At 63.9% G+C, this 25,886-nt stretch carries 26 protein-coding genes; 20 read left to right on the plus strand and 6 right to left on the minus strand.

Translation table 11 applies throughout. From position 1 onward, the window contains the following. From V6M50_RS05105 to V6M50_RS05120, 4 genes are all read left to right on the plus strand, one after another. The coding region (locus V6M50_RS05105) for a DUF2849 domain-containing protein (RefSeq protein WP_332817472.1) at positions 1–285 on the plus strand (285 nt) is incomplete at its 5' end. 1 nt (position 286) lies between these two features. Beyond that, a complete protein-coding gene (locus tag V6M50_RS05110; RefSeq protein ID WP_332817473.1) occupies positions 287–1,918 on the plus strand; it encodes a nitrite/sulfite reductase in 1,632 nt (543 codons plus the stop codon). Continuing rightward, a complete protein-coding gene (locus tag V6M50_RS05115) occupies positions 1,911–2,324 on the plus strand; it encodes a DUF934 domain-containing protein (RefSeq protein WP_332817474.1) in 414 nt (137 codons plus the stop codon). Before V6M50_RS05110 ends, V6M50_RS05115 begins: the two co-directional genes overlap by 8 nt. Next, entirely contained in the window at positions 2,317–3,108 is a 792-nt protein-coding gene (locus tag V6M50_RS05120; RefSeq protein WP_332817475.1) for a phosphoadenylyl-sulfate reductase, read from the plus strand. The genes V6M50_RS05115 and V6M50_RS05120 overlap by 8 nt, the downstream gene beginning before the upstream one ends. Before the next feature lie 118 nt (positions 3,109–3,226). On the opposite strand, the gene V6M50_RS05125 is transcribed toward V6M50_RS05120, so the two are convergent. Next, complete coding sequence (locus V6M50_RS05125) at positions 3,227–4,738, minus strand: replicative DNA helicase (protein ID WP_332817557.1); 1,512 nt, start codon at positions 4,736–4,738, stop codon at positions 3,227–3,229. A gap of 130 nt (positions 4,739–4,868) precedes the next feature. Between V6M50_RS05125 and V6M50_RS05130 the strand changes: the two genes are divergently transcribed. The 7 genes from V6M50_RS05130 to V6M50_RS05160 all read left to right on the plus strand — a co-directional run bounded on the left by V6M50_RS05130 (position 4,869) and on the right by V6M50_RS05160 (position 9,917). Further along, positions 4,869–5,366, plus strand: coding sequence for a UPF0262 family protein (locus V6M50_RS05130; protein WP_332817476.1), 498 nt, complete (start codon positions 4,869–4,871; stop codon positions 5,364–5,366). Positions 5,367–5,368: 2 nt separating this feature from the next. Then, positions 5,369–6,121, plus strand: a complete 753-nt coding sequence (locus V6M50_RS05135; RefSeq protein ID WP_332817477.1) for a glycoside hydrolase family 25 protein — start codon at positions 5,369–5,371, stop codon at positions 6,119–6,121. Then, positions 6,121–6,573 (plus strand): cytidine deaminase, encoded by a 453-nt coding sequence (locus tag V6M50_RS05140; protein ID WP_332817558.1) that lies wholly within the window; start codon positions 6,121–6,123, stop codon positions 6,571–6,573. The genes V6M50_RS05135 and V6M50_RS05140 overlap by 1 nt, the downstream gene beginning before the upstream one ends. Before the next feature lie 39 nt (positions 6,574–6,612). After that, the gene (dcd, locus tag V6M50_RS05145; protein ID WP_332817478.1) at positions 6,613–7,167 is read left to right on the plus strand and encodes a dCTP deaminase; all 555 of its coding nucleotides are present in this window, start codon (positions 6,613–6,615) and stop codon (positions 7,165–7,167) included. 70 nt (positions 7,168–7,237) lie between these two features. Then, positions 7,238–7,750, plus strand: a complete 513-nt coding sequence (locus V6M50_RS05150; protein WP_332817479.1) for a DoxX family protein — start codon at positions 7,238–7,240, stop codon at positions 7,748–7,750. Positions 7,751–7,820: 70 nt separating this feature from the next. Further along, a complete protein-coding gene (locus V6M50_RS05155) occupies positions 7,821–8,993 on the plus strand; it encodes a saccharopine dehydrogenase family protein (RefSeq protein ID WP_332817480.1) in 1,173 nt (390 codons plus the stop codon). A 120-nt stretch (positions 8,994–9,113) separates the two neighbouring features. Continuing rightward, complete coding sequence (locus V6M50_RS05160) at positions 9,114–9,917, plus strand: acyl-CoA thioesterase (protein ID WP_332817481.1); 804 nt, start codon at positions 9,114–9,116, stop codon at positions 9,915–9,917. A gap of 31 nt (positions 9,918–9,948) precedes the next feature. On the opposite strand, the gene V6M50_RS05165 is transcribed toward V6M50_RS05160, so the two are convergent. From V6M50_RS05165 to V6M50_RS05180, 4 genes are all read right to left on the minus strand, one after another. Then, the gene (locus V6M50_RS05165) at positions 9,949–11,301 is read right to left on the minus strand and encodes a sensor histidine kinase (protein ID WP_332817482.1); all 1,353 of its coding nucleotides are present in this window, start codon (positions 11,299–11,301) and stop codon (positions 9,949–9,951) included. Beyond that, the gene (locus V6M50_RS05170; protein ID WP_332817483.1) at positions 11,298–12,032 is read right to left on the minus strand and encodes a response regulator; all 735 of its coding nucleotides are present in this window, start codon (positions 12,030–12,032) and stop codon (positions 11,298–11,300) included. Before V6M50_RS05170 ends, V6M50_RS05165 begins: the two co-directional genes overlap by 4 nt. Positions 12,033–12,168: 136 nt before the next feature. Next, on the minus strand, positions 12,169–12,783 hold the full coding sequence (locus V6M50_RS05175) for an EF-hand domain-containing protein (RefSeq protein WP_332817484.1): 615 nt from the start codon (positions 12,781–12,783) through the stop codon (positions 12,169–12,171). 202 nt (positions 12,784–12,985) lie between these two features. After that, positions 12,986–13,225: a hypothetical protein gene (locus V6M50_RS05180; RefSeq protein WP_332817485.1), complete on the minus strand. Its 240-nt coding sequence runs from the start codon at positions 13,223–13,225 to the stop codon at positions 12,986–12,988. A 230-nt stretch (positions 13,226–13,455) separates the two neighbouring features. On the opposite strand from V6M50_RS05180, the gene V6M50_RS05185 reads away from it, so the two are divergent. From V6M50_RS05185 to V6M50_RS05215, 7 genes are all read left to right on the plus strand, one after another. Beyond that, positions 13,456–15,273: a DUF885 domain-containing protein gene (locus V6M50_RS05185; RefSeq protein WP_332817486.1), complete on the plus strand. Its 1,818-nt coding sequence runs from the start codon at positions 13,456–13,458 to the stop codon at positions 15,271–15,273. Between the two features lie 304 nt (positions 15,274–15,577). After that, the gene (locus tag V6M50_RS05190) at positions 15,578–16,051 is read left to right on the plus strand and encodes an FKBP-type peptidyl-prolyl cis-trans isomerase (protein ID WP_332817487.1); all 474 of its coding nucleotides are present in this window, start codon (positions 15,578–15,580) and stop codon (positions 16,049–16,051) included. Positions 16,052–16,849: 798 nt separating this feature from the next. Beyond that, complete coding sequence (locus tag V6M50_RS05195) at positions 16,850–17,950, plus strand: MFS transporter (RefSeq protein ID WP_332817559.1); 1,101 nt, start codon at positions 16,850–16,852, stop codon at positions 17,948–17,950. A gap of 138 nt (positions 17,951–18,088) precedes the next feature. Beyond that, positions 18,089–18,832 carry an SDR family NAD(P)-dependent oxidoreductase gene (locus tag V6M50_RS05200; protein ID WP_332817488.1) on the plus strand — a complete coding sequence of 248 codons (744 nt, stop codon included), beginning with the start codon at positions 18,089–18,091 and terminating at the stop codon, positions 18,830–18,832. Positions 18,833–18,855: 23 nt separating this feature from the next. After that, positions 18,856–19,437 (plus strand): nuclear transport factor 2 family protein, encoded by a 582-nt coding sequence (locus V6M50_RS05205; protein ID WP_332817489.1) that lies wholly within the window; start codon positions 18,856–18,858, stop codon positions 19,435–19,437. Continuing rightward, positions 19,434–20,195, plus strand: a complete 762-nt coding sequence (locus V6M50_RS05210) for an SDR family NAD(P)-dependent oxidoreductase (RefSeq protein WP_332817490.1) — start codon at positions 19,434–19,436, stop codon at positions 20,193–20,195. The genes V6M50_RS05205 and V6M50_RS05210 overlap by 4 nt, the downstream gene beginning before the upstream one ends. 59 nt (positions 20,196–20,254) lie before the next feature. Further along, entirely contained in the window at positions 20,255–22,660 is a 2,406-nt protein-coding gene (locus V6M50_RS05215) for a TonB-dependent receptor (RefSeq protein WP_332817491.1), read from the plus strand. A gap of 37 nt (positions 22,661–22,697) precedes the next feature. On the opposite strand, the gene V6M50_RS05220 is transcribed toward V6M50_RS05215, so the two are convergent. Continuing rightward, positions 22,698–23,237, minus strand: coding sequence for a TetR/AcrR family transcriptional regulator (locus tag V6M50_RS05220; RefSeq protein ID WP_332817492.1), 540 nt, complete (start codon positions 23,235–23,237; stop codon positions 22,698–22,700). Positions 23,238–23,346: 109 nt separating this feature from the next. On the opposite strand from V6M50_RS05220, the gene V6M50_RS05225 reads away from it, so the two are divergent. Beyond that, the gene (locus tag V6M50_RS05225; protein ID WP_332817493.1) at positions 23,347–24,603 is read left to right on the plus strand and encodes a cytochrome P450; all 1,257 of its coding nucleotides are present in this window, start codon (positions 23,347–23,349) and stop codon (positions 24,601–24,603) included. A 57-nt stretch (positions 24,604–24,660) separates the two neighbouring features. Beyond that, positions 24,661–25,884, plus strand: a complete 1,224-nt coding sequence (locus V6M50_RS05230; protein WP_332817494.1) for an aminotransferase-like domain-containing protein — start codon at positions 24,661–24,663, stop codon at positions 25,882–25,884. The last annotated feature ends 2 nt before the right edge of the window (positions 25,885–25,886 follow it).

The following is a 25,886-nucleotide window of genomic DNA, read 5'->3' on the forward strand; positions in this document are numbered from 1 at the left end:
ACGGGCAATGACCTGAAAACAGGATTTGTCACCTGGTGGACCGGCAGCGACTGGTCGCTCCATATCGAGGACGCCGCCGACGTCGGCGAGCATGGCGAGGCGATCCTCGCCGCCGAGGAAGGCGCCCGCCGCGTCAACGCCCCCTATATCATCAGCGGCGAGGCAACCCCCGAAGGCCCCCGCCCCGCGCATATCAAGGACCGCATCCGCGCACTCGGCCCGACGGTGCGCCCCGACCTGACTTTGAAACCCGCCGATCCCGCGGCCGGCGACTGGGTGATCTGACATGTACAAATATGACGAATATGACCATGCGATGGTCGATGCACGCGTCGCCGAGTTTAGTGATCAGGTGCGCCGCCGCCTCGCGGGCGAGATCACCGAGGACCAATTCAAGCCGCTGCGGCTGATGAACGGCCTCTATCTCCAGCTCCACGCCTATATGCTGCGCGTCGCGGTGCCTTACGGGACGCTCGACAGCCGACAGATGCGCATGCTCGCGCACATCGCGCGCAAGTACGACCGCGATTACGGCCATTTCACCACGCGCCAGAATATCCAGTATAACTGGATCAAGCTGGAGGATGCGCCCGCGATCCTCGCCGACCTTGCTTCGGTCGAAATGCACGCGATCCAGACGAGCGGCAATTGCATTCGCAACATCAGCTCGGACCAGTGGGCCGGCGCCGCCGCCGACGAAATCACCGATCCGCGCCCATGGGCCGAGCTGCTCCGCCAATGGTCGAGCTTTCACCCCGAATTCAGCTATTTGCCGCGCAAGTTCAAAATTGCCGTGATCGCAGCCGACGAGGATCGCGCCGCGATGCGCCTCCACGACATCGGCATCCAGATCGTCGAGAAGGACGGTCAGCACGGCGCCGCTTTCTACGTCGGCGGCGGCATGGGCCGCACCCCGATGATCGCGCCGCTGATCAAGGACTTTGTGCCGCTCGACGATTTGCTGAGCTACACCGAGGCGTGCCTGCGCGTCTACAATCGCTACGGCCGCCGCGACAATATCTACAAGGCGCGGATCAAGATCCTGATCCACGAGCTGGGCGCCGACGAATATCGCCGCCAAGTCGACGAAGAATTCGTCCATGTGAAATCGCTGGGTATCGACCCGCCCAAGGCCGAGTTCGACCGCATCGCCGCGCAGTTCGCGCTGCCGCCGCTCGACGCTTCGGCGCCCGATGCGATCGACCGCAGCGATCCCGACTTCGCGGTCTGGGTCGACCAGAATGTCGCCGCGCACAAGGTGCCGGGCCATGCGATCGTCAACATCAGCCTGAAGCCCGTCGGCGGCATCCCCGGCGACGCGTCATCGGCGCAGATCGACCTGATGGCCGACCTCGCGGAGAAATACAGCCACGACGAGCTGCGCGTCACCCACGCGCAGAACATCGTGCTGCCGCACGTCCGCAAGGCCGACCTCCATACGATCTGGCAGGCGCTCGACGAAGCGGGGCTCGGGGCGGCGAACCTCGACCTCATCAGCGACATCATCGCCTGCCCCGGGCTCGATTATTGCAGCCTCGCCAACGCGCGCTCGATCCCGGTCGCGCAGAAGATCGCGCAGCGCTTTGCCGATCCGGCGCGGCAGCGCGATCTGGGCGAACTCAAGCTCAAGATTTCGGGCTGCATCAACGCCTGCGGCCACCACCATGCCGGCCATATCGGCATCCTCGGCGTCGACCGCAAAGGCACTGAAAACTACCAGCTTTTGCTCGGCGGATCGGGGGCAGAGGACGTCAGCCTCGGCACGATCACCGGCCCCGGTTTCGACGAGGACGGCATCGTCGACGCGATCGAGCGCGTGACCGACAAATATCTCGCCGAACGAACCGAAGGCGAGCGCTTCGTCGACACCTTCCGCCGCGTCGGCATGGCCCCCTTCAAGGAGGCGATCTATGGTTGAGCATCTGCACAGCGACGGCGAGGAACCCTGCGTCACGCTCGACGCTTTCCTCTCGCAATCGAACGCGACCGCGGTCCGGCTCGAGTCCGATGAGGATGCGCGCGCGCTGATCCCGCACCTTGACCGGCTCGCGCTGATCGAGGTCGCCTTCCCGAAATTCCGCGATGGCCGCGGCTATTCGTCGGCGCGCATCCTGCGCGAAGCGGGCTATGCGGGCGAATTGCGCGCGCAGGGCGACGTTCTGGTCGACCAGATCGCCTATTTGAAACGCTGCGGCTTCGACAGTTTCGCGCCCGAAAAGGCCCTAAATCCCGCCGATGTCGAAGCCGCTCTCGCGCGCTGGCCCGAACATTATCAGGGCGCCGCCGACGGCGCGGTGCCAATCTGGAAGCTGAGGCATGGCTGACGTGAAAACCTCTCCGCACGACCGCACCCGCGACCGGATCGACGTGGCGCCGCGTTTCACGCAGGCCGATGTCATCCGCCTCAACAACCTCTTTCGCGGCCAGGACGCCGCCGAGGTTGTGACGAGCGTAATCGGCGCGGGACTGCTCGGCGAAACCGCGATCGTGTCGAGCTTTGGTGCTGAAAGCGCGGTGCTGCTGCATCTGGTGAGCCGGGTCGCGCCCGACATGCCGGTGCTGTTCCTCGACACCGGCAAGCATTTCCCCGAAACGCTCGCCTATCGCGATACGCTTGCGGCGCGGCTGGGGCTCAACATCGTCAATTTGACCCCCGACCCAGAGGATTTGGCCGCCAAGGATGCGACCGAACTGCGCTGGTCCTACGACCCCGACGGCTGCTGCGAAATCCGCAAGGTGAAGCCGCTCGAAAAGGCGATGGCCGGGTTCGATACGTCGATCACCGGGCGCAAGGGTTTCCAGTCGTCGACGCGCCAGGGCCTGCCGCGCTTCGAACTCGACGGCAACACTGGCCGGCTGAAATTCAACCCGCTCGCCAACTGGACGCGCGCCGACCTCGACGCCTATTTCGCGGCGCACGATCTGCCGCGTCACCCGCTCGAGGCCGAAGGCTATCCGTCGATCGGCTGCTCGCCGTGCACGTCGAAAGTCCAGCCCGGCGAAGACCCGCGCTCGGGCCGCTGGCGCGGCTGGGACAAGACCGAATGCGGCATCCACGAAGTGGTGACGCCGATCGACGACGATCCGGCGAACGATCCGGCGTTCTAAAGAAAAGCACCAACACCCGTTCGTGCTGAGCTTGTCGAAGCACCGTCTTTCTATTCGAGGTTTGGAGAAAGAACAGCCCTTCGACAAGCTCAGGGCGAACGGTGTCGGGGATCACCCCTCACTCATAATCCTCAAACGCCATGCTGTCGTCGGCGAGATCGCTGAACTTGGTCGTCTTCGCCTCGAAGTGCATGCGTATCTTGCCAGTCGAGCCGTGACGCGATTTCGCGACAATCACTTCGGCAAGACCGAAGACGCGCTCCATTTCGGCAGCCCATTCCTCGTGCGCCGCGTGAATCTTCACATCATCGCCTTCAATCGGGCGTTTGGGCTCCTTCGCCGCGACATAATAATCCTCGCGGAACACGAAGAACACCATGTCGGCGTCCTGCTCGATCGAGCCCGATTCGCGAAGGTCGGACAGCTGCGGACGCTTGTCCTCACGGCTTTCGACCGCGCGGCTGAGCTGCGACAGCGCCATCACGGGAACATGAAGTTCCTTCGCCAGCGTCTTCAAACCACGCGAAATTTCCGAGATTTCCTGGACGCGATTGTCGCCGCTTTTCGATGTGCCCTGGAGCAGCTGCAAATAGTCGACGACGATGAAGCCAATGCCGTGGCGGCGCTGCAGGCGTCGCGCGCGGGTGCGGAGGCCCGCGATCGTCAGGCCCGGCGTGTCGTCGATAAACAGCGGCAGCGTCTGGAGCTGCTGCGCGGCGCGGCTGAGCTGCTGGAACTGCTCCTTGCTGATCTTTCCCATGCGCAGCGCCTCGCCCGACACGCCCGATTGTTCGGCGAGCACGCGCGTCGCGAGCTGGTCCGCCGACATTTCGAGGCTGAAAAAGGCGACCTTCGCGCCCATATTCTTTTCGGGCGGGATGCCGTCGTCCTCGTCGCGGCGAAAGCGCTCGGCTGCGTTGTACGCGATGTTGGTCGCGAGCGAGGTCTTGCCCATGCCCGGACGCCCCGCAAGGATCATCAAATCCGAATTGTGCATGCCGCCGATCTTGGCATTCATGCTCCCGATGCCGGTCGTGATCCCCGACAGGTGCCCGCCCGAATTGAGCGCGCGCTCGGCCGCTTGCAGCGCCGTCAGGCTCGCCTGGTTGAAGCTCTTGACCGTCCCCATTTCGGCCTCGCCGCCCGCGACGCGGTAGAGCGCGGTTTCGGCCTCCTCGATCTGCGACTGCGGGTCGACGCGCTCGCTGGTGTCGAGGGCGTTGTCGACGAGCACCCGGCCGACGCCGACGAGCTCGCGCAGCAGCGCGAGGTCGAAAATCTGTCGTGCAAAATCGCGCGCGCCGATCAGGCCCGCGCCGCTGCCGGTCAGCTGCGCCAGATAGCCCGGACCGCCGACCGCCTTCATCGCTTCGTCCGCTTCGAAGAATGGCTTCAGCGTCACGGGAGTCGCGATGCTGTTGCGCTCGATCAACGCCATCGTCTGCTGGAAAATGCGGCCGTGCAGCGGCTCGAAAAAATGATCGGGGGTGAGCGCGACGGGCAGATCCTCGACGACTCGATTGTCGATCAGGATCGCGCCGAGAAACGCAGCCTCGGCCTCGATATTTCGGGGTAATTGGCGGTCATCCCCGGCGTTAACCGGGGTCGGAAGTCGAGCAACATCAAGCATGTTTTCGATCATGCGCGCTCCTCCTTGCAGGTGCAACTCTCATCCCGCGCGCCACGATGCGCCTGTGGATTGTTTCGGGATAAGTCGCCCCCTTGCCCTTCGGGCGCGTCAAAGTAGAAGCACTTCCAGCATGAGCCACGCAGACCCCTCGAAACAACGGATCATTTCGGTCGAACTCGACGAGGGTTCGATCGTCTGGCGCAATCCCGACGTCGAGCAGGAACGGCGCGTCGCGATCTTCGATCTGATCGAGGATAACAAGTTCGTGCCGCAGCGCGGCCATGAGGACGGTTACGCTGGCCCCTACCGCCTGATGCTGCGCGTCGAGGAAGGCCGGCTGATCTTCGAAATTTCGCGCGAGGATGGTTCGCCGCTCGAGGCGATCATCCTCGGTCTCGGGCGTTTTCGTCGCCCGATCCGCGACTATTTCGCGATTTGCGACAGCTATTATCAGGCGATCAAGACATCGACCGCGCAGCAGATCGAGACGGTCGACATGGCGCGCCGCGGCCTGCATAATGAGGCGGCCGAGATGCTGATGGACCGGCTCGACGGCAAGATTGCGGTCGATTTCGACACGGCGCGGCGGTTGTTCACGCTGATCTGCGTCCTTCATATCAAGGGTTGAGCATGGCGACGGGGGCGGTCAAGGGCGGACGACCGGCAAAACCGGGGAGCGACTGGCGCGGCGCGATCGCGCGCATGGTCCGGCGCGTCGTCGGTATCGCGGTCCTGCTGCTGCTCGCCGCGGGCATCGCGCTCTGGTGGGCCGCGCGCTGGACGCCCGACCGTACGCAATATCCGACGCAGGGCGTGACCGTCGACGCCGGCAATGGCGACGTCCATTGGGGGTCGATCAAGGCGGCGGGCGCCGATTTCGCCTATGCAATGGCGACCGATGGCACCGGCGGCATCGACCCGAAGTTCGCCCGCAACATGAGCGCAGCCCGCGAGGCGGGCATCCAGACCGGCGCGATCCATCGCTACAGCCTCTGCAAGCTTGCGACCGATCAGGCCGCCAATTTCATCCGCCATGTCCCGCGCCGGACCGACGCGCTGCCGGCCGTCGTCTGGCTCGACTATGACGACCGCTGTCCCGACCGGCCGACGCGCGCGCTGCTGCTCTCCGAACTCGCGACCTTCCTCGCGCAGATCGAGGCGCATATGGGCAAGCGCAGCCTGATCGCCCCCGGCCCGGCGTTCGAGGCCGATTACAAGGTGACGCAGGGGATCGCGCGCACCACCTGGCTGCGCCGCGATTTCTTCGCACCCGATTATGGCGCGCACCCCTGGGCGATGTGGCAGGCCAACGACTATATCCGCCTGTCGGGCGCCGACGGCACCGTCGGCTGGAATGTGCTGCGCCCGCAAGGAGAGCAATGATGACCGAAACCCGCGATGCGCTGATCGACGCCGCGCGTGATGCCGCAAGCCGTGCCTATGCACCCTATTCGGGCTTTCATGTCGGCGCTGCGCTGCTGCTCAAGAATGGCGATGTCGTCACCGGAGCGAACGTCGAAAATGCGAGCTATGGACTGACGCTCTGCGCCGAAACCGCGGCAGTGGCCAAGATCGCCAACGAAGGCTGGATCGGTGAGCTTTCCGAAGTCGCGATCGTCGGCGGTCGCCCCGACGGGGACGCGCTACTCGGGACCGATCCGGTCAATCCGTGCGGCCGTTGCCGCCAGATACTCAATGAAGCTGCCGAGCGATCGAAAACCGACATTCTCGTCCATTGCGCTTCGGGCGACGGCAAGGAAATCAGGACCTACAGACTGAGCCAATTGCTGCCCGCCGCCTTCGGCCCCAAGGATCTGGGCCTCGTCCCCGACTGACCGCTTGCGAAAAAGCGCGCACGCCGACAAGACAGCGCCATGGCCATTCTTTCCGACCGCTGGATTCGCGAAGCCGCCCAGACGCAGGGCATGATCGAACCTTTTGTGGAGGCGCAGCGCCGCGATGGCTGCATCAGCTACGGCCTCTCCTCCTACGGCTATGACGCGCGCGTCGCGCCCGAGTTCAAGATTTTCACGAACATCGATTCGACGACGGTCGATCCCAAGAACTTCGATCCCAAGAATTTCGTCGACCGCGAAACCGACGTCTGCATCATCCCGCCGAACAGCTTTGCCTTGGCGCGCACGGTCGAATATTTCCGCATTCCACGCGATGTTTTGGTCATCTGCCTCGGTAAGTCGACCTATGCGCGCTGCGGCATCATCGTGAACGTCACCCCGCTCGAACCCGGCTGGGAAGGCCATGTCACGCTCGAGTTTTCGAACACCACCCCCCTGCCCGCCAAGATTTACGCCAACGAAGGCGCCTGCCAGTTCCTGTTCCTGCAAGGCAATGAGCCGTGCGAGACGAGCTATGCCGACCGCGCGGGCAAATATATGGGGCAAAAGGGCGTCACCCTGCCCAAGCTGTGACGCGGAACCTCCCACGCTCCGGCGCGTCCTGAAGGGACAAGCGGACGGGGCCTGTTGTGGAGGATAGTCCATGTCCATGCTTGCCGTCTTTATCGGGCGCCTGTTCATCGCCGTGATTTTCATCGTGTCGGGGATCAACAAGCTGATCCATGTCAGTGACACCAGCGCCATGATTGCCGCCTCGGGCCTGCCCAGCGGGCTCGCCATCCCGATCGGCCTGTTCGAACTGATCGCGGGCATCTGCATCGCACTCGGTATCGCGGTCCGGCTGGTGTCGATCCTGCTCGCGGGCTTTGTCCTCGCCACCATCCTCTTCTTCCACCGCGAATTCACCGATCCGGTTCAGGCGATGGCGGCGATGAAGAATCTGGCGATCGCGGGCGGCCTCCTCTGCCTCTTCGGCTATGGCCATACGCGCTGGAGTTACGACGCGTTGCGTGCACGACGCCGCGACGAACTGGCGGCACACAAGGCGGAGCAGCATGCGACCGAAGCGGAATTGCGCGCCGCGCGCGCCGAGGGCCGGGCGGAGGCCGTGGGCGCGCCGACCGTCGTCAGGAAGCGCCCTTTCTGGAGTCGCTAGACCTTCGCGCTTGGCAAGCTTCGCTGCCTGCGCTAGCTTCTACTTAACGTTTACGTAAAGGGAGGATACCATGGCCGCGGCCCGCGAGTTCGACATCGTCGTCTATGGCGCGACCGGCTTCACCGGCCGGCTTGTCGCCGAATATCTGGTGCAACATTATGCCGGCCGCAAGAACGCGCCGAAATGGGCGATGGCGGGGCGCAGCGCGGAAAAGCTTGCCGAAGTCCGTGACCTGATCGGCGCGCCGAAGGACATCCCGCTCGTCGTCGCCGATGCGAGCGATCCCGCCAGCCTCGACGCGATGGCGGCGCGGGCCAAGGTCATCCTGACCACCGTCGGCCCTTACCAGCTTTATGGCGCGCCGCTCGTCGCGGCGTGCGTGAAAGCCGGCACCGCCTACGCCGATCTGTGCGGTGAACCCGGGTGGATGCGCGAGATGATCGACGAGCATCAGGATGCGGCGAAGGCATCGGGTGCACGCATCACCTTCAGTTGCGGGTTCGACTCCATCCCCTTCGACCTCGGGGTCCATTTCCTCCAGGCCGAAGCGGTCAAACGCCACGGGAAGCCCGCGCCGCGCGTCAAGGGCCGTGTGCGCAAGATGGCAGGCGGCGCGTCGGGCGGCACCATCGCCAGCCTCACCGAAACCCTAAAAGCCGTCGCGAAGAAACCCTCGCTCGCGCTGCTGCTCAAATCGAGCTTCGCGCTCACCCCCGGCTTCGAAGGGCCGTCGCAGCCGACCGGCCTGATCCCGGAATATGACAGCGCGACCGGCACCTGGACCGCGCCCTTCGTCATGGCGGCGATCAACACCAAAAATGTCCACCGCACCAACTTCCTTCTGGGGCACGCGTGGGGTGAGGATCTTGTCTATGACGAGATGATGATGACGACGATCGGCGATGCGGGCAAGGCGATGGCCGAGGCGATCGCCAAGGCAAATCCGTTCGGCGAGTCCAAGCTCCAGCCCGGCGAAGGCCCCAGCAAGGAAGAGCGCGAAAACGGCTTCTACGACATCCTCTTCGTCGGCGAATATCCCGACGGCACGAGCGTACGAGCGAGCGTCCAGGGCGACCGCGACCCCGGCTATGGCTCGACGTCGAAGATGCTCGCCGAAACCGGCATCGCGCTGCTCGCGAACAAGGGCGACGGCGGCGTGTGGACGCCGGGCGCGCTGCTCGGCGATGCGCTGATCGAGCGACTGACCGAACATGCCGGGCTGACTTTCCAGATCGAGAGCTAACTTCTCTTCCGTTTGTGCTGAGCTTGTCGAAGCACCGACCTTCTCTTCAATCTTGCAGAAGAGAAAACGGCCCTTCGACAAATTCAGGGCGAACGGAGTTTTTGCAATGAAACGGCTGATATGAATTCTCCCTCCCCCAGTGCCCTTGACATTCTCCTCTCCACGCTGCGCACCGAAGAGGGCGTGGCAACCGCCCATATCGACGAAGGATGGATGCAGGGCCGCACCGCTTACGGCGGGATCAGCTCGGCGGTCGCGCTCGCGGGCACGATGGCGCTCCATCCGACCGAGACCCCGCTGCGCTATGCCCAGGTCAGTTTTGTCGGCCCGGTCGGCGGCGACTGCACCGTCTCGACGCGCGTGCTGCGCCAGTCGAAATCGAGCCTCTTCGTCGACGCCGGGGTGTCGAGCGACGCGGGCTTCGGCACCGCCGCGGTGTTCGCCTTCTCGGGCGACCGGACGAGCCACCTCGACCACAATCGCTTGCGCATGCCCGACGCGCCCGATCCGGAGACACTCGCGCCGGTTCCCGAGCATCACGCCCGCCCGCCTTTCGTCCGCCATTTCGATATGCGCCCCACCACCGGCCCGCGCTTCGGCTGGAAAAGCGATGTCGGCGAATATCTGACCTGGGTTCGTTTCGTCGAGGAGCCCGCGTGCCATCCCGCTGTCGCGCTGCTCGCGATGGGCGATGCGCTGCCTCCCGCCGCGATGGCGCTGTTCAGCGAATTCGGTCCGATCAGCTCCATGAACTGGACCGTGAACATGCTCACCGGCGCACCCAAAACCGACGATGGCTGGTGGTTGCTGTCAGCGAAGACGGGCTATGCGCGCGGCGGTTTTTCGGTGCAGGATATGATGCTGTGGAACCGCGCCGGCGAACCGGTGCTCAGCGGGAGCCAGGGGATCGCAATCTACGCCTGACATTCCAATCCCTCCTCTTCAGAGGAGGGGCTTAATCAAGTTTCAGCAGCGTAATCACCGCATCGAGCCCGCCGCCGTCGCGATTTTCCAGCGTCAATGCCCCGCCCTCGCTCTCGGCAATATCGCGCGCGATCGACAGGCCCAGCCCGGCGCCGCCGGTTGCGCGGTTGCGCGATTGTTCGCCGCGCGCGAAGGGTTCGACCAGTGTCCGAATCTGCTCGCCGGTCAGGCCGGGGCCATCGTCCGATACGACGATCCGCGCCTGAGCACCATCGATCGCAACCGACAGCCGCGCCCGCACCCCATAAGCAACGGCATTGTCCGCAAGATTGCGCAGCGCGCGCTTGAGCAGCATCGGCCGCGCCAGCACATCGGCGTCGGCGACCTCGGCAATCGCAACATCCTTGCCGCGTTCGCGATAATCGGCCGCCAGTTCGCCCACCAGCGCGCGAAGCCCGACGCGCACCGGCGCCTCGGTCCCTGCGCCCGACCGCGCGAGCGCCAATATGTCGGTGAGCATCGCGGTCATTTCGTCGATGCTCGCGATCATCTTGTCGCGCAGCCCGTCGTCGTCGACCTGCTCGACGCGCACGCGCAGGCTGGCGAGCGGGGTGCGCAGGTCGTGGCCGACCGCGCCGAGCATCCGGTCCTTGTCCGACAGCATCGTCGCGATCCGCGTGCGATAGGCGTTGAAGGCGCCGATCAGCTCGCGCACGTCCGATGGCCCCTCTTCCTCGAGCGGGGCGGCATCGCGCAGCGCCGGATTGGCCCGCACCGCGCGCGTCAGGTCGCGCAGCGGCCGCGCCGCGTGCCAAGCGATCAGCATGATCGGGACGAGCAAGAGCAGGTAAAGCGACAAGGTTTGCCAGACCAGAAACCCCTGCAACCGGTTGCCGCCGGTCGGAATCCGGCTCCGCACCGCGAAATAGCTGCCATCGACCTTGGCCGTGACGATCACCGCGCGGCCCGGGAAATTGGCGCGCTTCAGCCGCGGCCGCTGCGGCAGGGCCCAGGCATCGACCGCTTCGGCCCGGACATCGGCTTCGTTCAGCAGGTCTGCGACATAGCCGGCAAGCTCGGGCAGCCGGACCGCGCCAGTCGGAAACGGCACTGGCTGGTCGGAAATAACCAGCTTTTGCAGCCTTTCGTGATCGTCCCGATCGTCATGGCGATTGCCGGGCCGCCTCCCGAAATCGCCCCGCCGGTCGCGATCGATCGCATCGATGATCCGCGCCACCGCCATGCCGCCGCCGTGCGCCAGCGTCTGTTGCTTTTGCCCGCGCACGAGCAGCGCGAAGTTGATCGCCTGCGCGGCGAACAGCATCACCGCAACGGCAAAGACGAGTTGCCCGATCAGGCTCTTGGGCCACAGACGCAGTTTCACGCGGCGGGACCCATCCGCTTCACTTCGCAAGCGAGCGTATAGCCCCCGCCCCACACCGTCTTGACGATCTGCGGATGCGCGGCGTCGACCTCGATCTTCTTGCGCAGCCGGCTGACCAGATTGTCGATCGCGCGGTCGAAAATATCGGCCTCGCGCCCGCGCACGAGGTCGAGCAGGCGGTCGCGGCTCATCACCTGGCGCGGATGGCGAACGAGCGCATGGAGCAGATGATATTCGCCCGACGACAGCGCGACCTCATTCCCCTCATTGTCGACGAGTACGCGTTCGACTTCGCGTAGCACCCAGTCGCCAAAGGCATAGCAGGTGCCGCCGGGGTCGAGCGCGCGGCCGCCCTGCTGCGTCCGGCGCAGCACGGTGCGGATGCGCGCGACCAGCTCGCGCGGGTTAAAGGGTTTGACGACATAATCGTCGGCACCGATTTCCAGCCCGATGATCCGTTCGGTATCCTCGGCGCGCGCGGTCAGCAGGATGACGGGAATACTGCTCGTCTCGCGCAAATGGCGGGTCAGCGACAGGCCGTCCTCGCCGGGCATCATGATGTCGCTGACGACCAGGTCGATGCCCTGCGCGCGCAGCACCGACCGCGCTTCGGCGGCGCTCGCGGCGTCGGTCACGGCAAATCCCTGCGCAGTCAGATATTCGGCCAGCGGTTCGCGGATCGACGGCTCGTCATCGATCAGCAGGATACGGGGTGTGTCGCTGTCGGTCATCTCTTGTCCATCGAACATGCAGGTTCGCCCACCGACCCGTAGGCCGATGGGCGATACCGTGCTGGCAGGGACCAGCGGCAAAGGCAATGCTGGGAGGGGGGAGTGCCTGCCCTTGCCGCCAGTTCCGGCCAAGGGCTTATTCGCCCGTGGGCGCAGCCGGTGCCACGCCGCGCTTGGCGCGCCATTCGCCGCGCTGCGCCTTGCGTTCCTCGGCGGTCACCTGACCATCCTTGTTCGCATCGGCGGCGTCGAAACGGGCGAGCGCCGCGGTCTGGAACTCGGCCTGGCTGATCGCCTTGTCGCCGTCGGTATCGGCCTTGCCCATCATGCGGCTGCCCATGCCATGGTGACCGCCGCGCTTGCCGTGATGGCCGCGCATGACGTCGCGCTTGCCTTCGCCGGCTTCACCGGCGGCGGCACGCTTTTCACCGCGTTCGGCGCGCTTTTCGGCGCGATCGGCGCTGTGCTGGTCCCATTCGGCCTTGCTGATGCTGCCATTGCCGTCGGCATCGAGGCTGGCGAACATCTTGGCATGCCGCTCGGCGTGCTGGGCGGTGCGGTCGGCGGCGTCGAGCTTGCCGTCCTTGTTCGCGTCCATTTTGGCGAACATCTGCGTCGCGCTGGCCTGCGCCTCGGCACGGGTCAGCACGCCATTGCCGTCGGCATCGCCCTTGGCGGCACCGCCGGGAGCGGCGAGAACGGGCACGGCGACCAGCGCGGCACCCAGCGTCAAAAGAGAAAATTTCTTCACGGTACGAACTCCTTCATGGGGCCTTCCCGGGGGAAAGGTCTGGTCCCGATGACGGCGTTCTAGGCGCCATTTGTCCCAGCGAATTGCCGGATCGACGCAAAAGTGTCGCAACATGTCGCAGAAGCGCCGCGCCGTTCATTTGCCGGCAAGCGGCGCGGGGAGCAGATATTCGAGCCCCTTGGTGAAGCCGCGCGGCGCCAGCTTACGGGCTGATGGGCGAATCGTCGTCCTTGTCGGCGACCAGGATGATGACCCCTATACCGACGAGCAGGCCGACAAGACCGATGATCCAGCTGGAATTTCCTTCGAGCTCGCTTTGACCGTCGGCGATCGAGACGGCGCTGGTGGTGCCAGCTGCTGCGGACGCCGCCGATGCCGCGACAGGTGCCGTGACCATCGAGAGTGCCGCCAAAGAGATCGCCGCCTTTTTGAGGATGCTCATTTCATTCTCCATCCGCTGGAATATTCACCTGTGGAACCCGACCAACGAACGTCACGGCCAATCGATCCGGGCGGTTTGCGGCATTCGTCGCGAAAGTCGGACGGGTCGGCCCGCAGACCGTCGGAACGATGCAAGCTGCTAACCGCAGGTCTTTTTTCCGTCCGCGAGCCTGTTGCGGCGGCCCGACGCCGACCCTAGGCTCGGCGGGAACCCAAAGGAGGGAGAATCGCATGACCGACACCGCGCCCGATCGACGAACCATATTGGCAGGCATCGGGGGCCTCGCCATCGCGAGCGTCGCAGGGCCGGTCGCCGCGAGGGAAACGGCCGATGCGCGCCTCGACGCGCTGCTCTCCGCGCAGTTCGAGCAAGGGTTGCGCGACGATCCGACCCGCGCGACGTCGCTCGGCATCGATACGGGCGCCCGCGCGGCGCTGCGCGCGCAATTCCCCGACTGGTCGCCCGCCGCACGCGCCGCCCGGACGCGCCAGATCGACTACGACCTCGCCGCGGTGCGTGCGATCAAGGACAATACGCTGGGCGACGGGGCGCGGATCGCCCACGACAGCGCCGAATTCGACCTCGCGACGCGCCAGAAGCTGGCGCGCTTCACCTATCATACCGGCGGTTTCGGGCACCGCCCGGGCCCCTATGGCGTTACCCAGCTCGGCGGCTTCTACACCAGCGTCAGCACGTTCCTCGACAGCCAGCATCCGGTCGAGAACAAGCCCGATGCCGACGCCTATATGGCGCGGCTTCAGGCGATCCCGGCGCTGCTCGACGCCGACACCGACATAGTGAAGATAAATGCGGCGATGGATGTCGTTGCGCCGCGTTTCATCCTCGACCAGGCGCTCCAGCAGCTCGCGCGCCTGCAGGGCGGCGATGTCGCGGCGAAAACGCTCGTCGCCTCGATCGCGAAGCGAAGCGGCGCCATCGGCCTCAGCGGTTATGGCGAACGCGCGGCGGCGGTCTTCGAAGGCCCGATCCGCGCCAGCCTCGCGCGCCAGATCGACGCGCTGACCGCCCTGCTGCCCCGCGCCGGGACGGTGGCTGGCGCCGCGCGCCTGCCCGACGGCGAGGCCTATTATGCCGCGACCCTCGCGCAGCATACGACGACCCGCCTCAGCGCCGCCGAAATCCATCGCATCGGGCGCGAACAGGTCGCCGATCTCACATCGCGGATGGACGTGCTGCTGAAAGCACAGGGCTATAAGGACGGCAGCATCCGCGATCGGCTGAATGCGCTTTCCAAAGCGGAGGGCCAGCTTTTCGCCAACAACGATGCCGGCCGCGCCGAGATGCTCGCTTACCTGAACGGCCTGCTCGTCACCGTGCGCGCCAAGCTGCCGCAGGTGTTCAGCCGACTGCCGAAGGCACCTTATGAAATCCGCCGCGTCCCGCCCGAGATCGAGATCGGCGCGCCCGGCGGATCGGCGCAGGCGGGAACCCCCGACGGCTCGCGCCCCGGCATTTTCTTCATCAACCTGCGCGATACCGCCGAATGGCCGCGCTATACGCTGCCCACATTGGCCTATCACGAAGGCGCGCCCGGCCATCTCTTCGAGGGCGCATTGAAATTTGAAGATGCCGAGCTGCCGCTCTATCGCCAGGCGGCGTCGGTCACCGCTTATGGCGAAGGCTGGGGCCTCTACGCCGAACAGGTCGCCGATGAGCTTGGCATGTATGCGGACGATCCGCTCGGCAAGATCGGCTATCTCGCCTCCTATGCCTTTCGCGCGTCGCGGCTGGTGGTCGATACGGGCATCCACGCGATGGGATGGAGCCGCGAACAGGCGATCGACTATATGGTCCAGAACTCGTCGCAGTCGCCGACCGCGGCGCGCACCGAAATCGACCGTTATATCGTTTATCCGGGGCAGGCCTGTTCGTACAAGGTCGGCCAGATCGCGATCAGCCGCGTGCGCGACGAGGTGTCGCGCCGACCGGGCTATGACATCAAACGCTTCCACGATGTGGTGCTCGGCGCCGGGCGCATCCCGCTCGCGGTGCTCGAACGCCGCGTTCGCGCGGCGTTCCCGGCCTAGAGTCAGGACCCTAGAAACAGGTAAGCCCCGTCGTATTTCTACGGCGGGGCTTCCCTAGGTTCCGTCCGAAGACAGAGCCAGATTCTACCTTTTCTTTCGATCAGATAGATGGGTGAAACGCGGCACGCACCGGATGGTTCCCGCCGCATTCGATTTTTTCAATCGGCTCTTTTCGCCGAACGCGAGGGGCAGCCGCGAAGTTTGGTTATTGCCTATCCGCACGCGCGATGCGTCTATGCGGGCCACATCGACAGGAGCTACCATGCGCGCATCTTCATTGCATCGACTATCGTTTACCGCCGCCGTGCTGACCCTTTGTCTTCCTGCCGCCGCCAGCGCCGAACAGCCGGATACGAAAGACGCCGTGCCGTCGCAGGGGACAGCCTGGCTCAACCGCCAGATGTCGGCACTTGCCGAGCGGCAAGGGGCAAACGGCTGGCATGTGACGCCCAGCGGGCTTCGCTGGCGCCGGATCGCGGGCCCCGGCAGCGGGGCGCGGCCCGGCCCTACCGACCATGTGACGGTGCATTATGTCGGCACCTTCGTCGACGGCAGCGAATTCGACAGCTCGGTGCGGCGCGGCGAGCCGGCAACCTTTCCGCTCAATCGTGTAATCAAGGGCTGGCAGGAGGGCGTCGCGTTGATGGGGGTCGGCGACAAGGTCGAATTCGCCATCCCCTACCAGATTGCCTATGGCGCGGACGGCAAGGGTCCGATCCCCGGCGGCGCGACGCTGTTGTTCACGGTCGAGCTTCTGGGCATCGAGCCTGCAACATAGCCTTGAAGATCGGGAAGACCTGGAGGGTAGCGGGAAACGCAGCTGTAAAGCTATGATTTGAAACGGAAAAAAATTATCCGATTTCGATAAAATTTTGGCCCCAGCGGCGGCCCCGAGGCGGTTTTGGCGCTCAGTTTTAATGTCAAACAGGGAATCCGAGACCTCTTAAACACCAGTGATTCGCCTTGGACAAGTGATTTGTTGAGGTGATTTATTGGCCAAGGCGACTTGGCAGTCAAAGCATCCAGAAGGTGGACGTGGACTATGGTGAACCCGCGAAGGCGTCGGCGATAGATTCTGCCTAAGTCGCAGGCCAACGGGATCGCCCATCGCCCTTTGAAGCGATCACGGACGCACAACAATTTGATCGAACTCCCAGCCACATTCGGCCGCTTGGGATGCCCGTTTGGAAACGCTCCTATGCCCGTTTCAGAATTGTCCTTCGCCTGCACCGTCTTCATTCTCAGAGAATAAAATGACATGGGGAGAGGAGCGCGTGATGAACGATTACGTCAAAATCGCAAACCGACGGGCACCGCTCTGGATCAATCTTTCGAGCAGGTCCCACCCATAATCCGAATGCCTAGGCTTTACGTTCTCCCGCGCTGTGGCGGGTGATCGCATCATAACCGTGCTGCAGGCGAGATCGAGTTTCATTTGGATCGAGCCGAACAGGTGCGACATCTAGGATTGACTATGGATCGACAGGCACAAGCTGCATTCGTAGCAATTCCTCCAGGCTGGCGAGGCGGAATGTCCCGCCTCGTGCTGGTTGGCGGTGCACCGCTTATGGCGTTGATGTTCGCAGCGCTTGGGCCGGTTCTTCCTTCGATTGCCGATCATTTTGGCGGGAACACCGGTGGAGCTTTCGCCGCTCAGATGATCCTCACCATGCCGGCCATCGGGGTGATATTCGGGGGAATTGCGGGCGGCCTGTCGGTCGAGCGGTGGGGCGCCCGGCCCGTCCTCATTGCTGCACTTCTGAGCTACGGGCTGCTCGGGGTCAGCGGCTATTTCATCGAGAGCCTCGGGACCCTCCTCTTATCGCGCTTTTTCCTGGGCTTCTTCGTCGCGCAGGTGGGAACGGCGATCGGGGTCATCGTCGGAAGCTGGTTCGAGGGTGTCGCGAGGGCGAAGCTGCTTGGGTACCAGAGCGCCGTCGCAGGGTTCTTCGCGGTCAGCGGCCTGCTGCTTTCGGGTTTTCTGGCCGAATCGGGCGGTTGGCGCGCGCCGTTCCTGCTCTATGCTTTCGCCTTTGTGATCCTCTTCCTGGTCCTCGCCGGCCTTCCACGCGGTGTGGCGCGAACTGCGCGCGCGGGAGAGCGCCCGTCGCTCCGTCCGCTCGTGAAGCTCTGGCCGATCTACGGCCTCGCGATGTTTCTGTTCGTGGGATATTTCATGACGTCGATCCAGCTGTCGTTCCTGCTGGCCGAGGATGGCGTCGACAGCCCGCTGACAAGGTCGATGGTCATCGCCACAGGCGTGCTCGCAGGCGGTGTTTTCGGCGGCCTTTATGGACGCTTCTATGCCCGGCTAGGGGAGCGGGGCACCCAAATATTCCTGACAGTGATGATGGCGACGGGGCTGGCTATCATCGGTTTCTCGACCGATGTCCGTATGCTGGCGTTCGGAGCGTTGCTTGCGGGTGGCGGCGGCGGGATGATCCCGCCGCACATCAGCGGCATCCTGCTCAATCGAGTTCCCGCGAATTTGCGCGCGCGCGCCATCGGTCTCGAATTCACCGTGCTCTACATCGCCGATTTCGTGAATCCGCTCATCATGACGCCGCTGCGGGCGACGATGGGAATTCACAATGCCTTCCTTGTCACGGCGGTCGCGGTTGCGGCCGCGGCGCTGGCGATGGGTTGGCCCAAATATCGCGTTGCACATGGGTTCTAATATATAATAGATATAAATGTTAGCGACCAAAGAGTCGCGGAGGATGCGGGAAGGATTCCCGGACAATCTGGAAATTTCGCGGGGCCTTTTCCGCGGTGGATCCGTGCGTCCGGAATATCCCGGCCAAGGGAGAGTGACATGCAGCTTGCGGGCAAAGTGGCGATCGTGACGGGCGCAGCGGCGGGCATCGGGCAAGCGACCGCGCGGCTGTTCGTCGAACGCGGGGCAAAGGTCGTCGCGACCGACGTCGACGAGGCGGGACTGGCCGATACGCGGCAGGGCCTTGAACCCGATATGATCGAAACATTGGTGTCAGATGCAACGCGCGCGCGCGACGCGGCGGCGGCAGTCGCCCTCGCCTCGGACCGCTTCGGCGCCCTCCACCTGCTCGTGAATGTCGTGGGCGGAAGCCGGCCGGGCAAGACAGTCGTCGATTTCGATGAGGAGGAATGGGACTTTTGGGTCCGCCTCAACCTGACCTCGACCTTTTTGATGTGCCGCGCCGCCATCCCGGCGATCGATGCGGCCGGGGGCGGTTCGATCGTCAACATCGCGTCGGGCGCCGGCGTGACGGGGATGGGCCGCAACCCCGCCTATGTCGCGGCCAAGGGCGGCGTCATCGCGCTGACCCGATCGCTGGCGATCGATCATGCGCCGACGATCCGCGCGAACTGCATCGCGCCCGGTCCGATCCTGACTCCGCTCATGAAACGCAATCGCTCCGAGCCGGAGATCGCCTTCATGTCGAAGCTCTCCTTGGTAGGAAGGCTGGGCAAGCCGGAGGAGATCGGTGCCACCGCCGCCTTCCTGTGCAGCGACGATGCAGCATTCATCAACGGCGAACTCATTAACGTCGCGGGAGGTCGCGGCGGACCCATCTGACGATCATCAACGAGGAGAATATTGTGCTCTACGATGCCTATGCCTGCTGGCGCGACCTGACCCCGGCGACCGAGCGCGAACGCACGACGACCGAGGACAAGGTGCAGTTCCTGTCCGACAAGATGCGCATTCAGGAGATGATCAACGAATATGCCTTCGCCTGCGACAGTCGTGGTTGGGACATTCTCGAGCGGCTTTATGATGAGAATATCGAGCGGGTGATGAAGGGGACGCTGGACGAGACCGTCCGGGGCCGCGAGCAACTCATCGGCCTGCATGCCAAACCGGCATTGCCCCGGCGCGAGGGCGTGGTCGCGCCGCCCCGCGACCTGTCGAAGATACAGGGCCTCGAAATCCGCCACCTGATCGGGACACAGCTCGTGCGCGTCGCCGACGACAACCAGGATGCCTGGGCGCTTTGCCATTATCAGATGGCGCTGGTCGGTCAGGAAGACGGCGAGTGGCGCCACGGCCTGCACGAGGGGACCTATTTGTTCACCTTCAGCAAGGCGACCGGCGAATGGCGCTTCACGCGCCATCAGATATGGACAAACAACGCCGCCAATCCGATGTTCTCCGACCCGCGAGCGAGGACGGCGGCGTGAGCCGTTTCGCGGGACGCGTGGCGCTGGTCACCGGCGCGGGAAGAGGAATCGGCGCGGCAACGGCGGCCGAACTGGCCAAGGGCGGCGCCGCGCTGGCGCTGAACGACGTCGATGCGAGCCGGCTGGAAGAGACGGCCGCGGCACTGCGCAAGCACGGCGTCCAGGTGACGACGCATCTCGGCAGCGTGATGGAGGCAGACTTCATCCGCGCCTTTGTCGACGAGGCCACCGCGGCCCACGGCCACATCGACCTGCTTGCCAATAATGCGGGCGGTGGTCCTCCGATGACCCCATGGGGCGAGTTTGCTTCATCCGAATTTGCGCATTTCAGGGCGATATTCGAGATGAATTTCTTCACCCAGGCGATGCTGCTCCACGCACTTCTGCCCGGTATGATCGCGCGCGGCTATGGCAAGGTGGTCTGCGTCAGCTCGATCTCGGCGGTTCTCGGACAGGAATCGGGAAGCGCCTATGCATCGGGCAAACTCGCGCTGCACGCGCTGGTCAGCTCGGTATCGAAGGAGGTTGCGCGGCACGGCGTGAACGTCAACGCCGTCGTGCTCGGCAATCCCCCGCACCCGAGCCGCACGCCCGACCGGCAGGCCTATCTCGACAAGCTTTCGCATTTCGACCGCGTCGGTCGGCTCGAGGAGTTCGGAAAGGCGATCGCCTTCCTGCTCTCCGACGACGCCTCCTATATTTCCGGGGCCGCCGTGCCCGTCGACGGAGGGCTGATCGCCCCTCGCCTGAACGAATGACCGGGGACTGCGCGCGTCCCCAAATACATAAGAATGATGCGCGCACAGGGAGAGGAAAAATGAGGAAACAGCATGTTCTGCTGTGCGGCTGGGCCGCGTTCAGCGCATTCGCCACCCCCGCATGGGCTCAGGGCGGGGACCCCATCCCGGCCGGAGAAGGCGCATCGACGACCGGGCAGGTCGGCATTGCCGATATCGTCGTCACCGCCCGCCGCCGCGAGGAAGCGATTCAGGATATTCCCGTCGCGGTGCAGGCTTTCTCCGGCGAGGCACTGGAAAGTCAACGTATCTCGAATGCCGTCGATCTGTCGAAAATCGTCCCGGCGCTCACCTCGTCGCAAAGCAGCCGCGACGAGGAAAATTACGTGATCCGCGGGCAGTCGGGGTCCGGTGCCTCGATCTCCGGCCAACAGGTCACCGTCCCTGCCTATTTCGCGCAGGTCCCGCTGCCGATCGGGGACGGCGGTGGCCCTGGCTATTATTATGATCTCCAGAATGTTCAGGTGCTCAAGGGGCCGCAAGGAACCTTATTCGGACGCAATTCGACCGGCGGCGCAATCCTGTTCGAACCGCGCCAGCCTGATGACGAATTCGGCGGATATATTGCCGCCGAATATGGCAACTACGACAATCGCGGGCTCGAAGGCGCGCTTAACGTCCCGCTGGGCAGCACGCTCCGCGTGCGTGTTGCGGGCAAGGGGCTCAAGCGCGATGGCTTCACTTATAACGCCACTAACAAGGCCTGGCAGGATGACCGCAGTTTCTTCAGCGGCCGCGCTTCGATTCTGTGGGGGCCTTCGCCAGACTTTTCGAACCTGCTCGTCGCAGACATGTTCCGGTCCACCACCAACGGCAGCTCCAACATCCTCGCCGCGGTCAATTCAAACGCGCTGATTCCAACGCTCTTCGGCGGTGCGTTGGAGGAGGCGCTCGCCAAGCAGAATGCGGCGGGGCCCCGGGTGACCTTCAGCGATACCTTGGGGGTCAACCGCAAACGGTCTTGGGGGGTTTCCAACGTCACAACCTGGCAGGTGAGCGACGCGCTGACCATCAAGAATATATTCGGCTATCGGCGCTTCAAGCAATTGAACCGCTTCGATTATGACGGTTCGGGTTTGGTCATCCTCAATTTCGACACATGCGCAACAGGGGCAAGCTGCCATCCACGCAACGCCGATGCGCCGTGGAGCCTCAATATTCGGCAAGTGACAGAAGAATTGCAACTCCAGGGTCAGCTGCTCGACGACCGCCTGAAATTCATCGTCGGCCTGTTCGGCGCGGATCTCGACACTCCCGATGCGAATTACGGCCATCAGACATCGGTGTTCGGATCGGTGACCGACGCGAACCAATATATCGACGATAGCTCGCGCGCGTTGTTCGGCAACATCAGCTATGCCTTTGGCGGCGGGCTGGAAGGGCTAACGGCGACGGCGGGGTATCGATGGACGCGCGACCGCCGCGCGCTGACCCTTTATCAGGTCACCAGCGGAAGATGCGTAACCGGCGCGACAGGTACGGTGGTCGCCGACCCGGCCCAGGCCGATGCGTGCGGGGCTTCCTTCGTGGCCAAGGCGGACAGCGACGCCTATACAATCGGGCTCGATTACAAGATTACGCCGCAAACGATGATCTATATCGCGCACCGGCAAAGCTACCGCGCCGGCGGCACCAACCCCTTGGCGGCGCCCGTGCTGAATGCAAATCCACCTATCCCCGACGCGCTGTCGCTCTTCCGCTATGAGCCCGAGACATTGCGCGACGTCGAGGTCGGTCTGAAGTCCGACTTCCAGCTAGGGGATTGGAGCATCAGGACCAACGTTGCCGGCTATTATCAGTGGCTGGACGATGCGCAACTCAACCAGACATTCGCGGTCGGGACGCAGACCGTCAGCGCGCTGGTCAATGCGGCCTCAGCGAAGATCAAGGGTCTTGAGGCAGAACTGACGGTAGCGCCGACCCGCGCGCTGAACCTGATGCTCGCTTATGCCTACACCGATGCCCAATATGGTGAATATCTAGATTATTCACGGCGCGACCCGGACACGAATGCACCGACGCTGCAGGGTGGGCGAATTTTTCCCTTCACGCCCAAGCATAAGTTGAACGTCAGCGCGAACTGGACGCTTCCCGTGCCAGCGAGTCTGGGCGATATCGTCCTTTCGGCCAATTGGGCCCACAAAAGCTCGGTCACGCTCGGGCTGGTGCCTTTCATCACTCAGCCCGACGGGTCGAACGTCTATGATGGCGAAAGTATCGAGGGCCCCACCGATACGATTGATCTGACGCTGGACTGGAGAGAGCTGTTCGGCGGCCCGATCGATGTGGCCGTTTACGTCACCAATCTCACTAACACGACATACAAGGTCGGAGGCGCCTCGCTGATCAACTCGGGATTGGGCATAAACCAGCGCATTTATAACGAACCGCGCATGTATGGCGTCTCGGTGCGCTATTCCTTCTAGAAATGGCTGTCCCTTGAGGTCGGGGGTACTTTCTGAATCACGCCCGCAAGATCGAACGCAGGATCCTCTGGAAACTTTGCGCCGGGACGCCTGTCGCCAGGAAGCGCTCAATATGCCCGACCAGCGCGAGCGCGGCGACGATCCGCGCTTCGGCCTCAGAGGCAGCGAGATCGGGCCGGAGCGCATGCAGCGTTTCCGTAAGACGACCGACCGCATCCCGGCGCAATTGATCAAGGCGCAACCGCTCCTCGGGCTCCATCGCCCCCGCGGTTCCGTGCAACAATGCGATGATGGCGCCTTCGCTCAAGGCGCGCTCTGCCAGAATGTCGGCCAGATCATCGGAGGTCTGCGCGGGCCTGTCCGGCACGGCGTTCATGGCGGCCACCGTCTCAGCCACCGCGGCTTCGAGCAAGGCGAGGAGCAATTCGGCTTTGCCGGCGAAATATCGATATATACCCGGTCCGCTGATCCCCGACGCCGCCGCGATCGCATCGACGCTGGCTCCGGCATAGCCATGGTCGCGGAACATCGCGGCGGCTGCCTGGAGAATCAACGCACGCCGATCAGCCGGCGCCATCCTCGACCGCCCAGCAGGGTTTGTCTCTTCGCCTGTCGTCATCATTTCCCCCTAGCGCGAGCGATATCGGATTGCTAGTAAACGATCGTTCACTAGTGAAGAGGATGACATGTCAGCACGCCCCCTCGCCGATCCGGCCTGTTTCGATCCCGACGAATTCGCCGCCAACGGCTACCCCCACGAAATCTGGTCGAAGATGCGCAGGGAACAGCCCATTGCCTGGCACGACGACGGCGTTCGCGAGCCTTTCTGGGCGCTCGCCCGTTATGCGGACATCACGGCGGTCGGAAAGGACAGCGACCAGTTCATTAGCGCGCCGGGGGTCACTATCCTGCGCAACGACCAGCTGGGAGAGCCAGATACGCCACGCGTGCCGTTGCTGCTGACGATGGACCCGCCCGAACATCACAAATACCGGATGGTCCTGCGCGAGCGCTTCAAACCCAGCGTCATGCGGGCGCTTGAAGAACATATCATCGCGCGTTGTCGCGAAATCGCAGATCAAGTTGTGGCTGCCCGGGTTGCAGCGGCGACCGCAGGCGACGGCGAGGTCATTGATTTTGTCGATGCAATCGCGATGCGCCTGCCGCTAGACGTCATTCTCGAACTGCTCGGTGTCCCCGCGGATGACCGCGATCAGATGTATCTGTGGAGCAACGCCGTCATCGGCAGCGAAGATCCCGAATATGGCAATGTCGACCTGCCACGCGAAGCAATCCTCGCGGCGCAGCAAGCGATGTTCGGCTATTTCGCGCGTTTCATCGCCGAGCGCCGCGCCGCGCCGCGCGAGGATCTCGTGAGCCTGCTCGTCGAGGCGCGTATCGACGGAACGCCGCTTAGCGATCACGAAATTCTGGGTTTCTGCTTCCTCCTCGCCATTGCGGGGAACGAAACAACGCGCAATGCGACGAGCGGCGCCATGCTTGCACTGATCGAACATCCCGAAGCCCGCGCCACACTGACCGCCGACCCGTCGATCATGGTCCCCGCGGTCGAGGAGCTTCTGCGCTGGGTCACCCCGATCGTCTATATGGCGCGCACCGCGACGTGCGACGTCGAGATCGCCGGGCAGACAGTGCGCGCTGGAGAGAAGGTCGTGCTTTTCTATCCTTCCGCCAATCGCGATGAAGGCATGTTCGAAAACCCGTTTACGCTTGACCTGTTGCGCAAACCCAATCGCCACCTGACTTTCGGTTTCGGACGTCACTCCTGCCTTGGCAACGACCTCGCGCGGATCGAGCTGCGAGCGGTGCTCACCGAGATACTGACGCGCTTTCCCGGGCTGGAACTTGCGGGCCCGGTCAGCCGACTAAGGTCGAATTTCGTTGGCGGGATCAAACATATGCCGGTTCGGCTGACATCTTGACGGTGGACAGTATCGCGCCCGCCTATTAAATTAAAGATTATAAGAAAAGAGGGTGCGATGACCGATTGGGACATTCTGTACGCGAGCCGGATGCGCAGCGTCATAGCATCGGACATTCGCGAACGGATGAAACTGCTCGACGCGAGCGAGATCATCCATCTCGGCGGCGGCCTCCCCGACCCCGCCATCTTTCCCTATGGCGCGCTGGCGGCATCTTCTGCCGCGATCTGGGCCGACCCGGCGCGGGCGCGCACCGCGCTGCAATATGCACCGAGCGAAGGCCATGCGCCGCTTCGCAAATGGATCGCCGAGCGGATGACCGGGGAGGGTACCCCATGCACCGCCGACAATATCCTGATCACCAACGGATCGCAGCAAGGCCTCGATTTCATTGCGAAGCTGATGCTTGCGCCCGGCGACAAGGCGATGGTCGAAATACCCTCTTTCATCGGCGCGCTACGCGCCTTCGATGCCTATCAGCCGCACTATATTGGCCTTCCGCAGGACAGCGCGCACTGGGACGCGAAAGCCCTCGGCGGCGCGAAATTCTGCTACGTCGGCCCCGATTTCCGCAATCCCACCGGCACGACGATGACGCTTGGCGAACGCGAGACATTGCTCGACCTCGCCGACGCGACCGGAATGGCGTTGATCGAAGACGGGTGTTACGAGGCGTTACGCTACGATGGCGCGCCCCTCCCCTCGCTCCTCAAGCTCGCGACTGAACGCCATGGCAATATCGAGAAAGCGCCCGTGCTTTACACCGGCACTTTCTCGAAGACGATCGCCCCCTCGCTGCGTGTCGGCTGGATCGCCGGGCCCGCATATGTGATCCGCAAGCTGGTGTTGATCAAGCAAGCCAGCGACCTCGCGACGAGCGCACTCAACCAGATGTTGCTGCTCGATGTTGTTCAGACCGCACTTGACGACACCATCGCGCAGGCTTGCCTCACCTATCGCGACCGCCGCGATTCGATGGTCGATGCGCTCCGCGAAGCGATGCCGCCGGGCGTCACCTTCACCCGGCCCGAGGGCGGGCTGTATATCTGGGCCGAACTGCCCGGCGAGATGGATGCGACGTTGTTCGCGCAGCGCGCGCTGACCGAGCATCGCGTATCGATCGTCGGGGGCGCGGCCTTCTATCCTGCTGGGACCGGAGCCATCCCCGGCCGGACCGGCAGCTTTCGCCTCAGCTTCTCGATGATCGACGCCGACCGCGCGCGCGAAGGCGTGATGCGGCTTGGTGAACTCGCGCGCCAGATGACGCTCGAATCCGCCTGAGT

This window comes from Sphingopyxis sp. (genome assembly GCF_036675685.1).
Lineage (GTDB): Bacteria > Pseudomonadota > Alphaproteobacteria > Sphingomonadales > Sphingomonadaceae > Sphingopyxis.

Coding starts and splice junctions, on each gene's coding strand:
- V6M50_RS05110 (WP_332817473.1), top strand. CDS start 287: ATGTACAAATATGACGAATATGACCATGCGATGGTCGATGCACGCGTC.
- V6M50_RS05115 (WP_332817474.1), top strand. CDS start 1,911: ATGGTTGAGCATCTGCACAGCGACGGCGAGGAACCCTGCGTCACGCTC.
- V6M50_RS05120 (WP_332817475.1), top strand. CDS start 2,317: ATGGCTGACGTGAAAACCTCTCCGCACGACCGCACCCGCGACCGGATC.
- V6M50_RS05125 (WP_332817557.1), bottom strand. CDS start 4,738: ATGCTTGATGTTGCTCGACTTCCGACCCCGGTTAACGCCGGGGATGAC.
- V6M50_RS05130 (WP_332817476.1), top strand. CDS start 4,869: ATGAGCCACGCAGACCCCTCGAAACAACGGATCATTTCGGTCGAACTC.
- V6M50_RS05135 (WP_332817477.1), top strand. CDS start 5,369: ATGGCGACGGGGGCGGTCAAGGGCGGACGACCGGCAAAACCGGGGAGC.
- V6M50_RS05140 (WP_332817558.1), top strand. CDS start 6,121: ATGACCGAAACCCGCGATGCGCTGATCGACGCCGCGCGTGATGCCGCA.
- dcd (WP_332817478.1), top strand. CDS start 6,613: ATGGCCATTCTTTCCGACCGCTGGATTCGCGAAGCCGCCCAGACGCAG.
- V6M50_RS05150 (WP_332817479.1), top strand. CDS start 7,238: ATGTCCATGCTTGCCGTCTTTATCGGGCGCCTGTTCATCGCCGTGATT.
- V6M50_RS05155 (WP_332817480.1), top strand. CDS start 7,821: ATGGCCGCGGCCCGCGAGTTCGACATCGTCGTCTATGGCGCGACCGGC.
- V6M50_RS05160 (WP_332817481.1), top strand. CDS start 9,114: ATGAATTCTCCCTCCCCCAGTGCCCTTGACATTCTCCTCTCCACGCTG.
- V6M50_RS05170 (WP_332817483.1), bottom strand. CDS start 12,032: ATGACCGACAGCGACACACCCCGTATCCTGCTGATCGATGACGAGCCG.
- V6M50_RS05180 (WP_332817485.1), bottom strand. CDS start 13,225: ATGAGCATCCTCAAAAAGGCGGCGATCTCTTTGGCGGCACTCTCGATG.
- V6M50_RS05185 (WP_332817486.1), top strand. CDS start 13,456: ATGACCGACACCGCGCCCGATCGACGAACCATATTGGCAGGCATCGGG.
- V6M50_RS05195 (WP_332817559.1), top strand. CDS start 16,850: ATGTTCGCAGCGCTTGGGCCGGTTCTTCCTTCGATTGCCGATCATTTT.
- V6M50_RS05200 (WP_332817488.1), top strand. CDS start 18,089: ATGCAGCTTGCGGGCAAAGTGGCGATCGTGACGGGCGCAGCGGCGGGC.
- V6M50_RS05215 (WP_332817491.1), top strand. CDS start 20,255: ATGAGGAAACAGCATGTTCTGCTGTGCGGCTGGGCCGCGTTCAGCGCA.
- V6M50_RS05220 (WP_332817492.1), bottom strand. CDS start 23,237: ATGGCGCCGGCTGATCGGCGTGCGTTGATTCTCCAGGCAGCCGCCGCG.
- V6M50_RS05225 (WP_332817493.1), top strand. CDS start 23,347: ATGTCAGCACGCCCCCTCGCCGATCCGGCCTGTTTCGATCCCGACGAA.
- V6M50_RS05230 (WP_332817494.1), top strand. CDS start 24,661: ATGACCGATTGGGACATTCTGTACGCGAGCCGGATGCGCAGCGTCATA.